Genomic DNA, 15015 nt, shown 5'->3' on the forward strand with positions numbered 1-15015 from the left:
AATCCGATCATCCGGCCGCACTACACCGCGGATCGCCGCGGCGGTGGCGGCTACCCGACACGGAAGGGGTACGCACACCCATGGAGAGCTTCGGGCAACGCCTCACCGACGCCGTCGCGAAGCGGGGGCCGCTGTGTGTGGGCATCGATCCGCATGCCGCCCTGCTGACTCGCTGGGGGCTCACCGATGACGTCGCCGGCCTGGAACGCTTCGCCCGTACGGTGGTCGACGCCCTGGCCGATCGGGTGGCCGTGGTGAAGCCGCAGTCGGCGTTTTTCGAGAGATTTGGGTCACGTGGCATCGGCATTCTTGAGTCAACTATCCGACAGTTGCGCGAGGCCGGAGCACTCGTCCTGCTCGACGTGAAACGGGGCGACATCGGCTCCACGATGGCGGCATATGCCTCCGCATATCTTGATCCGTCAAGTTCTCTGCGTGCTGACGCGATTACTCTCAGTCCCTACCTCGGAGTCGGGTCGTTGCAGCCGGCATTCGACCTCGCGGCCGCGAACGGGGCCGGCGTCTTCGTGCTCGCGCTGACGTCCAACCCGGAGGGAGCGAGCGTCCAGCATGCGGTCGCTTCGGACGGCCGCACCGTCGCGCAGACCGTAATCGATGAGATTTCCCAGCTCAACAAGGGTGCCCAGCCGCTCGGCTACCTCGGTCTCGTGGTCGGCGCGACGATTGGACGGACGGGCCACGACCTGTCCCAAGTGAACGGTCCGCTGCTCGCTCCGGGGCTCGGCGCGCAGGGTGCGACCCCCTCCGACCTGCGCTCCGTCTTCGGCGAAAGCCTGCGCAACGTGCTGCCGTCGTACTCACGGGAAGTTCTCAACGCGGGACCTTCCGTGTCCGCGCTGCGGGCCGCCGCGGAGCGCGCCGTCGACGACTGCCGCACCGCTCTCGGGTGAAACGGGCCTGCTTATCAGGCCGCCGGACACCAGGGTCGGGGGTACCCCCACGTTGCCGAAAGCGCCGTTGACCGCTAGTTTTCCCCGCGCCGGGAACCACATGCCCCTTTGGTTCCCTGGCACACCACGTTTCACAGAAGCGCCGGTATTCGACTACGGCGCGATAGGGACCTGAGGAGAACTGGTGCCGCTCCCGTCACTGAGCCCCGAGCAGCGCGCTGCAGCGCTGGAGAAGGCCGCGGAAGTTCGCAAGGCTCGGGCTGAGCTGAAGGAACAGCTCAAGTCCGGCAAGACCACCCTCGCCGCCGTGCTCGACCGCGCGGAGCAGGACGAGGTCGTCGGCAAGCTGAAGGTCTCGGCCGTGCTTCAGGCGCTGCCGGGCATCGGCAAGATCCGTGCGACCCAGATCATGGAGAAGCTGAAGATCGCTGACAGCCGCCGGCTGCGCGGTCTCGGCGACCAGCAGCGCAAGGCCCTCCTGGGGGAGTTCGCTGCGAACTGACTCATGGGCTCGTGTTGAATGAGCCTGTGAGCATGGATGACGACGCGCGCCCGGCAGCCCGCCTCACCGTCCTCTCCGGCCCTTCCGGGGTCGGGAAGGACAGCGTGATCGAGCTGATCCGGGCGCGCTCGCCTTGGATCAAGCTGTCGGTGTCGGTCACGACCCGGAAGAAGCGCGACTACGAGACCGACGGCGAGCACTACCACTTCGTGACTCGCCCGGAGTTCCAGCGGCTGATCGACGGCGGTCAGCTGCTCGAGTGGGCCGAGTTCGCCGGCAACCTCTACGGCACGCCCCGCGCGCAGGTCGAGGGCTGGCTGAGCCAGGGCCGGCCGGTCCTGCTCAAGATCGATCTGCAGGGCGCGCGCCAGGTCCGGGCCGCGATGCCCGAGGCGCAGCTGGTGTTCCTCGCGCCGCCGAGCGTCGAGGAGCTCAAGCGTCGCCTGATCGGGCGGGGGACCGACGACGAGGAGACGATCCGCCGCCGGCTGGCCCACGCCGACGAGGAACTGGCCGCCGAGAAGGAGTTCGACCGCACGGTGGTCAACGACTTCGTCGAGCGCGCGGCGGACGAGCTGGTAGGATTGCTCGGTTCATCGTTTCTGACGCCCGCACAAGCTCCAGAACATTAAGGATCTCTAAACAGTGGGAACCGTAGCCAACCCCGAAGGCATCACCAACCCGCCGATCGACGAGCTGCTCGACAAGACCTCGTCGAAGTACTCGCTGGTGATCTTCGCGGCCAAGCGCGCCCGTCAGGTCAACGCCTACTACAGCCAGCTCGGTGAGGGTCTGCTGGAGTACGTCGGCCCCCTGGTCGAGACCACCCCGCAGGAGAAGCCGCTCTCGATCGCCATGCGTGAGATCAACGCCGGCCTCCTGACCGCGGAAGCCACCGATAATCCGTAGGTGATCGGGTGCTTTGTGCTCGCGGAAAGCGCGAGCCCGGGCACTACGGATTCCTGCTTGCTCCGGGGGCCGAGCCCCCGGAATCCCCGCATGACGCTTCGCGTCGGGGACGGCCGTGCTCGACGGCCGTGGTAATCCATCACAGTTGTCGTGGGTGATCCCGTGTCCCGGTTCGGGGCGCGGGATCATTGCGTTCATGACTGAGGTCGTGCTGGGGGTCTGCGGCGGGATCGCCGCCTACAAGGCGTGCGAGCTGCTGCGGCTGTTCACCGAGTCGGGGCACAGCGTGCGGGTGGTGCCGACGGCGTCGGCGCTGAAGTTCGTGGGGGCGCCGACCTGGGCCGCGCTGTCCGGCAAGCCGGTGGCCACCGAGGTGTGGGACGACGCGCACGAGGTGCCGCACGTGCGGATCGGGCGGCACGCCGAGCTCGTGGTGGTGGCGCCCGCGACCGCCGATCTGCTGGCCAAGGCCGCTCACGGCATCGCCGACGATCTGCTGACCAACACGCTGCTGACGGCGACCTGCCCGATCGTCTACGCGCCGGCCATGCACACCGAGATGTGGGAGAACCCGGCGACGCGGGCGAACGTGGCCACCCTGCGTGAGCGCGGCGCCGTGGTCATCGAGCCGGCGGTGGGGCGGCTCACGGGGGCCGACACGGGCAAGGGCCGGCTCCCGGATCCGGAGTCGATCTTCGAGCTTGCTTTACGCGTACGGGACCATGGGCTTGATCTTGATCTGGCCGGCCGTCATGTCGTGGTCACCGCCGGCGGCACCCGGGAACCGCTCGATCCCGTGCGATTCATCGGAAACCGGTCGTCCGGGAAGCAGGGCTACGCGCTCGCGAAAACGGCCGTGGCGCGCGGTGCGCGAGTGACGTTGGTCTCGGCGAACGTCGCCCTGCCCGACCCGGCCGGGGTCGACATCACCCGCGTCGGTACGACCGAGGAGTTGCGCGCGGCCACGGTCAAGGCCTTCGCCGAGGCGGACGTGGTGGTGATGGCGGCGGCCCCGGCCGACTTCCGGCCCGCTTCGATGGCCGCGCAGAAAATCAAGAAAACCGATGACGGGACCCCCGAACCCATCGCTCTCGTGACAAACCCGGACATTGCTGCCGAGCTCGGCGCGAGCAAGCGTCCCGGCCAGGTCCTGGTCGCGTTCGCGGCCGAGACAAATGACGCGTTGGAGCACGCCAGGGCTAAGTTGACCAAGAAGCGTGCCGACCTGATCGTCGTGAACGAGGTCGGCGTGGACCGGGTTTTCGGGGCCGACCACAACGAAGTGACGATCCTCGGCGCGGACGGGAGCACGGCCACTCTCGGTGAACTCCGTAAAGAAGATGTGGCCGATAGGATTTTGGACCGCGTCGTGACCCTGCTGTAACACCAGCTCGGCAGCCGTGGGACGGCAGAGCACCGATGCGACTGTTGTCCGTCGGGGTGACTACACTTCCGCGATACGTTCGAACTTTCGACAGCTGAGGAGCACCGTGGCACGCCGCCTGTTCACCTCCGAGTCGGTCACGGAAGGCCACCCGGACAAGATCGCTGACCAGATCAGCGACGGCATTCTCGACGCCCTGCTGGCCCAGGACCCGCGTAGCCGGGTGGCGGTGGAGACTCTCATCACCACGGGTCAGGTTCACGTGGCCGGAGAGGTCACCACCCAGGCGTACGCCGACATCCCGAGCATCGTGCGCGAGACCATCCTGCGCATCGGGTACGACTCGTCCAAGAAGGGCTTCGACGGCGCGTCCTGTGGCGTCAGCGTCTCCATCGGCGCCCAGTCGCCCGACATCGCGCAGGGCGTCGACAGCGCGCTCGAGCTGCGCGAGGGCGACTCCGAGCACGTCCTCGACTCCCAGGGCGCCGGCGACCAGGGCATGATGTTCGGCTTCGCCTGTTCCGAGACGCCCGAGCTGATGCCGCTGCCGATCGCGCTGGCGCACCGGCTCGCCCGTCGCCTCTCCGCGGCGCGCAAGGACGGCACCATCCCCTACCTGCGCCCGGACGGCAAGACCCAGGTCACCATCGAGTACGACGGCCTCAAGCCGGTTCGCCTCGACACGGTGGTCGTCTCGTCGCAGCACGCGGCCGACATCTCGCTCGAGTCGCTGCTCACCCCCGACATCCGCGAGCACGTGATCGCGCCCGAGCTCGAGGGCCTCGGCATCGACACCGAGGGCTACCGCCTGCTCGTCAACCCGACCGGCCGCTTCGAGATCGGTGGCCCGATGGGCGACGCCGGCCTCACCGGCCGGAAGATCATCGTCGACACGTACGGCGGTTACGCCCGTCACGGCGGCGGAGCGTTCTCCGGCAAGGACCCGTCCAAGGTGGACCGTTCCGCCGCGTACGCGATGCGCTGGGTGGCCAAGAACGTCGTGGCCGCCGGCCTGGCCGAGCGGTGTGAGGCCCAGGTCGCGTACGCGATCGGCAAGGCCCACCCGGTGTCGCTGTTCGTCGAGACCTTCGGCACCGAGAACGTGCCGGTCGAGCGGATCGAGAAGGCCATCGGCGAGGTCTTCGACCTGCGGCCGGCCGCGATCATCCGCGACCTCAACCTGCTCCGCCCGATCTACCAGCAGACCGCCGCGTACGGCCACTTCGGCCGTGACCTGCCGGACCTGCTGTGGGAGAGCACCGACCGGGCGCAGGACCTGAAGAACGCCGCCGCCTGATCGTCTGTTTGTCGCGAAGGGCGCCCTCCTGGGGGGCGCCCTTTTGCTATGCCCGTTCGGCCGCGACGGTGACGGTGCTGTAGCGGATCGGCAGGGTGCCGCCCGCGGCGTCGATGACCTCGCCCGTCGCGGTGAGCAGGTCGGTCAGGGTCGCCGGCTTCAGGCGGCCGCCGATGCCGCCGAAGGTGGGCAGGATCGCCAGCCACTCGTCGCGCGTGTAGACGTGCTCCCAGTCGAGGCGCCATTGCTCGGGGGCGGTGAAGCTCCCCGTCCGGTTCAGGCCGTCGATCGCCTTGTCGAAGATCGCCTGGTAGCCCTCGACCATCGGGATCTTGCTGGACCACGGGTTGGGGAACTCGGGGACAATTCGGGCGTTGATCGCGGCGAACTGGGACTTTGCGCTTTCCGGGGCTTCGACGACGTTCCACATCAGAGCGACTTGTCCCGATTTTTTGAGAATTTTCGCCACTTGGGTGGCGCCGGCCAGCGGATCGATCCAGTGCCAGGTCATCGCGGCGGCGACGATGTCGAACGTACGGCCGCCGGGGTCCCAGTCTTCGAACTTGGCGACCTCGACCTCGAGTCCGTGGGTGCGGGCCTGCTCGGCCATCCGTTCGTCGGCGTCGAGGCCCAGCACGTGGCAGCCGGCCGCCCGGAACTGCCGGGCCGCGATGCCGGTGCCGGTGCCGACGTCGAGGAGCTCGGGGCCGGGACCGGCCTCGACGATCCGCTTGATCATCGCCTCGGGATAGGGCGGGCGGGCCCGGTCGTAGCGCTCGGCGTCGGCGCCGAACGACTCGGCCACCTGGCGCTGCCGGTGGATGTCGCTCATCGTCGGGTGCTCCTCCGCTTATAGTGGGCGTGTGCCCACCTTAAGTGGGCGCGCGCCCACTATCAACGTCAGGAGGGTTCGTTGCCGACCGGTGTGGCGCTTCGGGACGTACGGGAGCAGTTGTTCGCGGCCGCCGAGCGGGTGCTGCTGCGGGATGGGCCGCACGCGCTGACCAGCCGGGCCGTGACGACCGAGGCCGGGGTGGCCAAGGGGGTGCTGCACAAGCACTTCGCGGACTTCGACGACTTCCTGGCGTCGCTGGTGATGGACCGGATCGCCCGGGTCTCGGCGGCGGAGGCCGGGTTGATCGCGGCGGCCGGGACGCGAACGGTGGCCGGCAACCTGCGGTCGGTGCTGGAGGAGCTGTTCGGGTCGGTGGCGGTGGCGATCATCAGCCTGATCACGTTCCGGGACGACCTGCGGGCGCGGTTGCGGGCGGCCCGCGGGGTGCCCGGGGTGCCGCTGCTGGGGGAGACGGCCGCGATGATCGCCGCCTATCTGCGGGCCGAGCAGGAGCTGGGACGGGTCGCGGCCGACGCCGACGTGGTGACGGTGGCCGGGATGCTGATCGGGACCGGGCACCTGATGTTCGCCGACCGGGACGGGACGCGGCCGTCGTCGTCCGAGGTGGACCGCATGCTGACGGCGACGCTGGCCGGCATCGTCCGGTGAGCGGCTCCGCCGCCGTTCCCGCTGGCCAGTGCCGGATTCGTCGCCGCTGTTGCCGCCGGCCGGTGTCGGCCGGATGCCGGATTCGTCGCCGCTTTCGGCGCCGGCCGGCGGTGGTCGGTTTTGTCGTACCGGCCGGGCAGAATGTTCGGCGATGACTAGCAAGGGTGCGCGAGGCGAGAGGGTGCCGGCCGAGAGGCTGCCGGTGGCCCGGGTGGCCGTTGACGTGCCTTTGGCGCATCTCGACCGGCCGTTCGACTACCTGGTGGCGGCGGGGGACGACGAGGCGGCGCGGCCCGGGGTGCGGGTCAAGGTGCGGTTCGCCGGGCAGATGGTGAGCGGGTTCCTGCTGGAGCGGGCGGAGTCGTCGCCGCACGGGGGGAAGCTCGCCTACCTCGACAAGGTGGTCTCGGCGGAGCAGGTGCTCGACCCCGAGGTGGCGCGGCTGGCTCGGGCCATCGCCGACCGTTATGCCGGAAATCTGTGTGATGTGCTGCGGTTGGCGGTGCCGCCTCGGCATGCGCGGGTGGAGGGGCAGATCGCCAAGTCCGCCTTGGCGGGCGTCGAGGCCGCCGCGGGGGCGGAGGGCGGCTCGGAAGCCGGCTTGGGCGCGCCGGGCGACGCGGGCAGCGGACCCGACGTGGAAGCCGGCCTGGGCGCGCCGGGCGAAACGGGCGCGGGCAGCGGCCCCGACGAGGCGGCCGGCTTGGGCACGCAGGGTGACGCGGGAGCTGAGATCGGCCCGGGCACGGAAGGCGGCGCGGCCGCGGACGGCCTGGCGGCGGGTGCGGGCGTCGCGGAGATCGCGCCCCCGGCCGCCGGCGGGTGGGACTCGTATGCGGCGGGCCCGGCCTTCCTGCGCGCGCTCGAGGACGGGCGGGCGGCCCGGGCCGTGTGGGGGGCGCTCCCGGGCGAGGACTGGCCCGCCCGGATCGCCGAGGCGGCGGCGTCCGCGACCAGGGCGGGCCGGGGGACGGTCGTCGTCGTGGCCGATGCCCGGGATCTCGAGCGGGTCGATCGGGCGCTGGGAACGGTGCTGGGGGAGGGGCGGCACGTCGCCCTGAACGCGGCTCTCGGGCCGGCCGAGCGATACCGGCGGTTCCTGCGCGCCAGCCGGCATCAGGTGCCGGTCGTGGTGGGGACGCGGGCGGCCATGTGGGCGCCGGTGGCGAAGCTCGGGCTGGTGGTCATCTGGGACGACGGGGACGACCTGCACGCCGAGCCGCGGTCGCCCTATCCGCACGCCCGCGAGGTGCTTCTGACGCGGGCCCGGCTGGCCGACTGTGCGGCGCTGGTGGCGGGGCACGCGCGTACCGGCGAGGCGCAGTTGCTGCTGGAGACCGGCTGGGCCAAGGAGATCACGGCGGCCCGGGACGTGCTGCGCAAGCGGGCGCCGGGCGTCGCGCCGACCGGGGACGATCCGGAGCTGGCCCGCGATCCGGGGGCGGCGACCGCGCGGCTGCCCAGCCTGGCCTGGCAGGCGGCCCGGCAGGCGCTCAAGGACGACGCGCCGGTGCTGGTGCAGGTGCCGCGCCGGGGCTATCTGCCGTCGGTGGCATGCGCCGAGTGCCGGACGCCGGCGCGCTGCCCGCACTGTTCGGGGCCGCTGGCGCTGCCGGGCGCGCGGGACGTGCCGGCCTGCCGGTGGTGCGGCCGGGTGTCGCCCGCCTACACCTGCCCGGCCTGCGGCGAGCGGCGGCTGCGGGCCTCGATCACCGGCGCCCGGCGGACGGCCGAGGAGCTGGGGCGGGCGTTCCCGGGCGTGCCGGTGCGGACGTCGGGGCGGGACGAGATCCTGGAGACGGTTCCGCAGGCGGCGGCCGTCGTGGTCGCCACGCCGGGGGCCGAGCCGCGGGCCGAGGGCGGGTTCGGGGCGGTGCTGCTGCTCGACACGTGGGCGCTGCTGACCCGCTCCGATCTGCGGGCCGCCGAGGAGACGATGCGGCGCTGGTTCAACGCGGCGGCGCTGGCGAAACCGCAGCCCCGGGGCGGCCGGGTCGTGGTGGTGGCGGACGGGTCGCTCGTCACCGTGCAGGCGCTGATCCGGTGGGAGCCGGGCTGGTTCGCGGCCCGGGAGCTGGCCGAGCGGCGCGAGCTGGGCTTCCCGCCGGCGGCCCGGATGGCGAGCCTCACCGGCAAACCCGAGGCGGTCGCCGACCTGCTGGCCGCCGCGCGGTTGCCGGAGGGCGCCGAGCTGCTCGGCCCGGTCCCGGCCGAGGACGAGCAGGAACGCATGCTGGTCCGCACGTCGCGCTCGCAGGCCGCCGCGATGGCCGCCGCGCTGCACGAGGCCGCCGCCGTGCGCAGCGCCCGCAAGGCGACGCAGACCGTCCGCGTCGAGGTGGACCCGGCGACGATCTTCTAAGAGGCCGGAGGTGCGGCGGGAGGCGCGGGTCACGCTGGCGAGGTGACGCCGCGTGGCACTCCGTAGACTTACCGAGTCTCAGCCGGAAAGTCAGGAGTATCGCCGCGTGACCGTTCAGCCCATCCGTCTCTTCGGTGATCCGGTGCTGCGTACGCCGGCCGATCCCGTCGTCGATTTCGACAAGGAGCTGCGCAACCTCGTGCGCGACCTGGTCGAGACCATGCAGGACGAGGGCGGCGCCGGCCTGGCCGCGCCGCAGCTCGGCGTCGGGCTGCGCGTCTTCGCCTTCGACGTGGACGACGTGGTGGGCCACATCGTCAACCCGTCGCTGTCGTTCCCCGACGACGAGGAGCAGGACGGTCCCGAGGGCTGCCTGTCCATCCCGGGCATCTACATCGACACCAAGCGCCGGCAGAACGTCATCGCGGCCGGCTTCAACGAGCACGGCGACCCGGTCCAGGTGGTCGGCAACGGCCTGATGGCGCGCTGCGTGCAGCACGAGACCGACCACCTCGACGGGGTGCTCTTCCTCGACCGGCTCGACAGCGCCGCCCGCAAGGACGCGATGAAGCAGATCCGCGCCGCCGACTGGTACGACGCCGGCAAGCCCCCCACGATCAAGGAGAGCCCGCACGGCCGGGGCATCTTCGGGCTGGGGCGGTGAGCGGGTTGCGTATCGTCTTCGCCGGCACGCCGGCCGTCACCCTGCCCGCCCTCGACGCCATCGCCGCCTCCGGCCACGAGCTGGTCGCGGTCGTGACCCGGCCCGACGCGCCCGCCGGCCGGGGCCGCCGTCTGGTCCGGTCGCCCGCCGGGGCGTGGGCCGACGAGCGCGGCATCGAGGTGCTCACCCCGGTCAAGCCCCGTGAGCCCGAGTTCCAGGAGCGGCTCCGCGAGATCGCTCCCGACTGTGTGCCGGTCGTGGCGTACGGCGCCCTCGTGCCGCCGAGCGCGCTGGAGATTCCCAAGCATGGCTGGATCAACCTGCATTTCTCGCTGCTGCCGGCCTGGCGCGGCGCCGCGCCCGTGCAGCACGCCGTGCTCCACGGCGACGAGGTGACCGGCGCGAGCGTCTTCGAGCTCGAGGCCGGCCTCGACACCGGCCCGGTCTACGGCACGCTCACCGAGGAGATCCGCCCGTCCGACACCTCGGGCGACCTGCTCGGCCGGCTGGCGCTCAGCGGGGCCGGGCTGCTCGTGGCGGTGCTCGACGCGATCGAGGCCGGCACCGCGCGCGCCCACTCGCAGCCGGCCGACGGGGTCACGTTCGCGCCGAAGATCACGGTGGAGGATGCGCAGGTGCGCTGGAACGATCCGTCGTTCGCCGTCGACCGGCGGATCCGGGCGTGCACCCCGGCGCCCGGGGCGTGGACCACGTTCCGGGACGAACGGGTCAAACTGGGGCCGGTGCGTCCGGTGGCGAACGCGCCGCAGCTGCCACCCGGCGAGCTGAAAGTCGAACGCACGCAAGTCATGGTCGGCACGGCCACGACGCCGGTGGCGCTGGGCGAGGTGCGCGCGGCCGGCAAGAAGGCGATGCCGGCCACCGACTGGGCCCGCGGGCTGCGGATCCAGCCGGGGGAGAAGCTCGCGTGAGCGACCATCGCGCGGGACGGCCGCATGGTTCGGGGCGGCCCCGGGGCACGGCCGGTCCCGGTTACTCGAGAGACTCACGGACGGGGCGGGCGCCGCGGGGCGGCCGGCCGCCGTCGGACCCGGCGCGACAGGCAGCGTACGAGGCCATCGCCGCCGTGCACCGCGATGACGCGTACGCCAATCTCGTGCTCGCCGAGATCCTCCGCGGTATGGCCCTGAGTGGCCGCGACGCCGCGTTCGCCACCGAGCTGACCTACGGCACCCTGCGTGCCACCGGCACGCTCGACCTGATCATCGCCTCGGCCGCGGGCCGCGACGTGTCCCGGATCGACCCGCCGGCCCGCGACGCGCTGCGCCTCGGCGCCTACCAGCTGCTCTACACCCGGGTGCCGGCGCACGCGGCGGTCAACCAGACCGTCGACCTGGTGCGCTCGGTCGCGACCGGCGCCACCGGCTTCGCCAACGCGGTGCTGCGCACGATCACCGAGACCCCGCTGGACGGCTGGCTCGAGCGGCTGGCCCCGGCCTACGACGAGGACCCGGTCGGCAACCTCTCGGTGCTGCACAACCACCCGCAGTGGATCGTGCGGGCGTTCGCCGAGGCGCTCGGCGGCGACCTCGAGGAGACCGCGCGCCTGCTGATCGAGGACAACCAGGCGCCCGCCGTGCATCTGTGCGCGCGGCCGGGACGGTCCGAGGCGGTCGAGCTGGCCGACGAGGTCGACGGCACGCCGGGGGCCTTCTCGCCGTACGCGGTCTACCTGAACGGCGGCTCCCCGCGCGAGCTGGCGGCGATCGTCGAGGGCCGCGCCCACGTGCAGGACGAGGGCTCCCAGCTGGTGGCGGCCGCCCTGGTGGCGGCGCCGATCGAGGGCCGGGACGCCCGCTGGCTCGACCTGTGCGCGGGCCCGGGTGGCAAGGCCGGCCTGCTCGGCTCGATCGCGGCGCTGCGTGGCGCCGAGGTCACCGCGGTCGAGGTGGCCGAGCACCGGGCGCGCCTGGTCGAGCACGCCACCGAGGGCATGCCGGTGACGGTGCTGCCGATGGACGGGCGGTCGGTCGGGCGCGATCCCGATCTGCCGGAGGAGTCGTTCGACCGGGTGCTGGTCGACGCGCCGTGCACTGGGCTCGGCTCGCTGCGGCGGCGGCCGGAGGCGCGCTGGCGGCGGCAGCCGTCCGACCTGCCGGCGCTGACCAAGCTGCAGCGCGAGCTGCTGGTGGCGGCACTGCGGGCGGTGCGGCCGGGCGGCCTCGTCGCGTACGTGACCTGCTCGCCCCACATGGTCGAGACCCAGGTGACGGTGACCGAGGGCGCACGGCGCAGCGGCGTCGAGGTGGACTTCGTCGACGCCCGCCCACTGCTGCCGCCGGGCATGCCGGGGCTGGGCAACGGGCCGACCGTGCAGCTGTGGCCGCACCGGCACGGGACCGATGCCATGTTCCTGGCGGTGCTTCGGCGTACCTCCTGATGCTCAGTTCGCGTAGTGGATCTTCAGCTTCCCCGGGCCCGCTCTCCGGTAGGAGCCTTTCATCTTCTCGCCGTTGAGCCACAGGAAGCACCGCACCGCGCGGTCGCCCATCTGCCAGGCCGTGTCGTCGGGCGGGAAGCCCAGCCAGCCGATGCGGCTCGGCAGCGTCGAGTCGTCGCGCAGCCCGGTGAACTTCGCGATCGCCGCGTTGCAGCCCTTGGCCAGCTCGCCGCCGGACAGGTCGGACGACCGTGCCTTTCCGGTGCTGAACAGGCCGGCGAACTCGGCGGTGTGTGTGCTCGCGCACGCGATCGGATGCATCTCCGAGACCGACTCGCCGTCGATGGTGGGGTTGGCGCAGGACATCCGGAGCTTGCCGCCGGCTTTGACGGCGCCTTTCATGCTTCCCGTACGGTGTACCAGCGCCCCGTCGACCGGCGAGGACTCGGCCACATCGCAGCGCACCCAGTGGGCGCCCCCGGTCCACGCCTTCGGGCTCGGCAGCACGGGCTGCAGCACGACCCAGCCGGTGCGCCAGTCGCCGCCGAGGAACGTGGTGGCCCGTTGCGAGCAGGTGGCGAAGGCCTTGGCCAGGCCGTCCTTGGGCGCCTTGAGCGCGCCGGCGCCGCTCAGGTCGGCGACCGCGACGGTCTCGGCCAGGTGCGCGGCGGTGCAGGCGACGGGCTCGTAGTTCTCGGCCGTGCCGGTCTCGACCAGCTCGGCGTGGCAGGCGCCGGACTGCGGCCGGAACTGGGTCGCGGCCGGCATGGCCTTCCACCCGTTGGTCAGATCGCCGTCGACCCCACGCGGCTTCTCGGCCCCGCATCCGCCGACGCCGAGGACCAGTGCGCCCAGGACCAGCGCGGCCGCCCACCGTCGCATGGTCGCCTCCCCAGGCCGTCTCGGACGGGTCACTCTAACGGTTGTCCACAGGCCGCGAGGAGCCCGGGCGGCGGGCGGCGCCGACGCCCTAGACTTCCCCCGTGAGCCCAAAGCCGATCATCGCCCCGAGCATCCTGGCCGCCGACTTCGCCCGTCTCGCCGACGAGGTGGGCGCCATCGAGGGCGAGGCCGACTGGGTGCACGTCGACGTCATGGACAACCACTTCGTGCCCAACCTGACGATCGGCCTGCCAGTGGTGCAGAGCCTGCGCAAATCCACCACGATCCCGTTCGACGTGCATCTGATGATCACCGACCCCGAGCGGTGGGCCCCGGGCTACGCCGAGGCGGGCGCCTACAACGTCACGTTCCATGCCGAGGCCTGCGAAAACCCGGTGGCCCTGGCCAAGGCGCTGCGCGCGGCCGGCGCCAAGGCGGGCCTCGCGATCGACCGCGACACGCCGGTGGAGCCCTACCTCGAGCTGTTGCCCTACGTCGACACCCTGCTGATCATGACGATCAAGGCGGGGTTCGGCGGGCAGTCGTTCTTGCCCGAAATGCTCGACAAGGTGCGCGACGTGCGGCGGCGCATCAGCGCTAAAGACCTGGCCGTGCGGCTCGAGGTCGACGGCGGCATCGCGGCCGACACCATTGCCCAGGCGGCCGAGGCGGGCGCCGACGCGTTCGTGGCGGGCACCGCGGTCTACGGCGCCGACGACCCGGCCGAGGCGATCCGGAAGCTGCGGGCACTGGCCGTGGAGGCCCGGCCGTCGCATGATTGAGCTGCTTTTGGGGACGACTGTCGTGCGGGCAGGCGGGAGCGTGGAGACGGGATGAGCACCGGTGTGGTGCGCGAGGCGGACGAGCTCGGCGTCGATCCGGAGGAACGACCCGACCTGATCCTGGTGGTCGACGACGATCAGGACATCGCGGGCTTCGTCGAGTTCAACCTCCAGATGCAGGGCTATGAGGTGATCCGGGCCGGCAACGGCCAGGAGGCGCTGCAGCTGATGGAGGACCGGCGTCCCGACCTGGCCGTGGTCGACTGGATGATGCCCGGCATGGACGGCGTCGAGCTGACCCGCAAGCTGCGCGCCGAGCCGCTGACCAGCGCCCTTCCCGTGATCATGCTGACCGCCAAGAGCATGACCGTCGACAAGGTGGTGGGCCTGGCCGCCGGCGTCGACGACTACCTGGTCAAGCCGTTCGACACGACCGAGCTGATCGCGCGGGTGCAGTCCACCCTGCGGCGCAACAAGGAGTTCCGCGAGGTCTCGCCGCTGACCGGCCTGCCCGGCAACGCCCGGGTCCGGCGCGAGATCGCCGACCGGATGAAGGCCGGCGGCGAATACTCCGTGGGCTACATCGACATCGACCGCTTCAAGAGCGTCAACGACGTCTACGGCTTCGACCGAGGCGACGAGTTCATCGGCGCGCTGGCCCGCAGCCTGCACAAGGCGGTGACCACGGTCGGCCCGCCCTCCATCTTCCTGGGCCACATCGGCGGCGACGACTTCGTCTTCATCTGCGCCCCCGACCAGGTCCTGCCCTTGACGAAGAAGACGGTGACCGACTTCGAGCAGGCGGCCGACCAGCTCTACGACGCCTCCGACGCCGAGCGCGGCTACATCGAGGTCCCCGACCGCCGAGGAAACAAAAACCGCGCGGCCCTGGTGACCCTCTCGATCGGCGTGGCCCAGGCCACGGTCGACGGCCGCAAGTTCACCGACCCGCGCATCGTGATCGCGGTGGCCTCCGAGATGAAAAAGGTAGCCAAGTCCCAGCCCGGCTCCTACGTGGCAATCGACCGCCGCCGCAGCGAGGCCGAGCCCGAGGAGTAGCCCACCCCGCCGCCCGCCCGCGTCGTCCACCCCGAGCCCGCCGCAGCAGACGCGCACCTTCCACGCCCGCGCGCCGCACGCCCCTTCGCGCCGCGAACGCCTCCCGTCACGCGCCGAGGTCTCGCGCGGATCCGCGCCTTCCGCGCCCCGCGCGCTTGCCGCGCCTCGCGTGCACATCTCGGCGATCCGCACCTCCCGCCGCCGCCACGGCTTCGCGCCGCACTTGCCGTGCCCCGCGCCTCGGCGCCTGCCGCGCCCGCGTGCCTGCCGCGCCCGCGTGCCTGCCGCGCCCGCGTGCCTGCCGCGCCCGCGTGCCTGCCGCGCCCGCGTGCCTGCCGCGCCCGCGTGCCTGCCGCGC

Annotated in this window: 15 protein-coding genes; 13 read left to right on the forward strand and 2 right to left on the reverse strand. The window is 71.9% G+C overall.

Features of this window, described 5'->3' with window-relative positions:
• Positions 1-80 precede the first annotated feature (80 nt).
• The 6 genes from pyrF to metK all read left to right on the forward strand — a co-directional run bounded on the left by pyrF (position 81) and on the right by metK (position 5003).
• Positions 81-911 carry an orotidine-5'-phosphate decarboxylase gene (gene pyrF, locus ACZ6TB_RS14635; RefSeq protein WP_465554413.1) on the forward strand — a complete coding sequence of 277 codons (831 nt, stop codon included), beginning with the start codon at positions 81-83 and terminating at the stop codon, positions 909-911.
• Between the two features lie 184 nt (positions 912-1095).
• Positions 1096-1413, forward strand: a complete 318-nt coding sequence (gene mihF, locus ACZ6TB_RS14640) for an integration host factor, actinobacterial type (protein ID WP_203735220.1) — start codon at positions 1096-1098, stop codon at positions 1411-1413.
• Positions 1414-1445: 32 nt separating this feature from the next.
• On the forward strand, positions 1446-2045 hold the full coding sequence (gene gmk, locus ACZ6TB_RS14645) for a guanylate kinase (protein WP_433294942.1): 600 nt from the start codon (positions 1446-1448) through the stop codon (positions 2043-2045).
• 13 nt (positions 2046-2058) lie between these two features.
• Positions 2059-2322 (forward strand): DNA-directed RNA polymerase subunit omega, encoded by a 264-nt coding sequence (rpoZ, locus tag ACZ6TB_RS14650; protein WP_020517552.1) that lies wholly within the window; start codon positions 2059-2061, stop codon positions 2320-2322.
• A 196-nt stretch (positions 2323-2518) separates the two neighbouring features.
• Entirely contained in the window at positions 2519-3706 is a 1188-nt protein-coding gene (gene coaBC / locus ACZ6TB_RS14655) for a bifunctional phosphopantothenoylcysteine decarboxylase/phosphopantothenate--cysteine ligase CoaBC (protein ID WP_465554416.1), read from the forward strand.
• Positions 3707-3812: 106 nt separating this feature from the next.
• The gene (gene metK / locus ACZ6TB_RS14660) at positions 3813-5003 is read left to right on the forward strand and encodes a methionine adenosyltransferase (protein ID WP_465554418.1); all 1191 of its coding nucleotides are present in this window, start codon (positions 3813-3815) and stop codon (positions 5001-5003) included.
• 46 nt (positions 5004-5049) lie between these two features.
• Here the strand turns inward: metK and ACZ6TB_RS14665 are convergent, their stop codons facing one another.
• Positions 5050-5835, reverse strand: a complete 786-nt coding sequence (locus tag ACZ6TB_RS14665; RefSeq protein WP_465554420.1) for a class I SAM-dependent methyltransferase — start codon at positions 5833-5835, stop codon at positions 5050-5052.
• A gap of 81 nt (positions 5836-5916) precedes the next feature.
• Here ACZ6TB_RS14665 and ACZ6TB_RS14670 point away from each other — a divergent pair, with 81 nt between their 5' ends.
• From ACZ6TB_RS14670 to ACZ6TB_RS14690, 5 genes are all read left to right on the forward strand, one after another.
• Positions 5917-6507, forward strand: a complete 591-nt coding sequence (locus ACZ6TB_RS14670) for a TetR/AcrR family transcriptional regulator (protein ID WP_465554422.1) — start codon at positions 5917-5919, stop codon at positions 6505-6507.
• A gap of 151 nt (positions 6508-6658) precedes the next feature.
• Positions 6659-8869 (forward strand): primosomal protein N', encoded by a 2211-nt coding sequence (locus ACZ6TB_RS14675; protein ID WP_465554424.1) that lies wholly within the window; start codon positions 6659-6661, stop codon positions 8867-8869.
• A 106-nt stretch (positions 8870-8975) separates the two neighbouring features.
• Positions 8976-9533, forward strand: a complete 558-nt coding sequence (gene def / locus ACZ6TB_RS14680) for a peptide deformylase (RefSeq protein ID WP_465554426.1) — start codon at positions 8976-8978, stop codon at positions 9531-9533.
• 5 nt (positions 9534-9538) lie between these two features.
• Positions 9539-10465 (forward strand): methionyl-tRNA formyltransferase, encoded by a 927-nt coding sequence (gene fmt, locus ACZ6TB_RS14685; protein ID WP_465554632.1) that lies wholly within the window; start codon positions 9539-9541, stop codon positions 10463-10465.
• A complete protein-coding gene (locus tag ACZ6TB_RS14690; protein WP_465554428.1) occupies positions 10462-11934 on the forward strand; it encodes an RsmB/NOP family class I SAM-dependent RNA methyltransferase in 1473 nt (490 codons plus the stop codon). The genes fmt and ACZ6TB_RS14690 overlap by 4 nt, the downstream gene beginning before the upstream one ends.
• Before the next feature lie 3 nt (positions 11935-11937).
• On the opposite strand, the gene ACZ6TB_RS14695 is transcribed toward ACZ6TB_RS14690, so the two are convergent.
• Entirely contained in the window at positions 11938-12816 is an 879-nt protein-coding gene (locus ACZ6TB_RS14695) for a septum formation family protein (protein WP_465554429.1), read from the reverse strand.
• Positions 12817-12917: 101 nt separating this feature from the next.
• Between ACZ6TB_RS14695 and rpe the strand changes: the two genes are divergently transcribed.
• Positions 12918-13598 carry a ribulose-phosphate 3-epimerase gene (gene rpe, locus ACZ6TB_RS14700; protein WP_465554431.1) on the forward strand — a complete coding sequence of 227 codons (681 nt, stop codon included), beginning with the start codon at positions 12918-12920 and terminating at the stop codon, positions 13596-13598.
• Positions 13599-13649: 51 nt separating this feature from the next.
• Positions 13650-14657 (forward strand): GGDEF domain-containing response regulator, encoded by a 1008-nt coding sequence (locus ACZ6TB_RS14705; RefSeq protein ID WP_465554433.1) that lies wholly within the window; start codon positions 13650-13652, stop codon positions 14655-14657.
• Positions 14658-15015: the final 358 nt, after the last annotated feature.

This window comes from Actinoplanes sp. NPDC051537 (assembly GCF_055586105.1).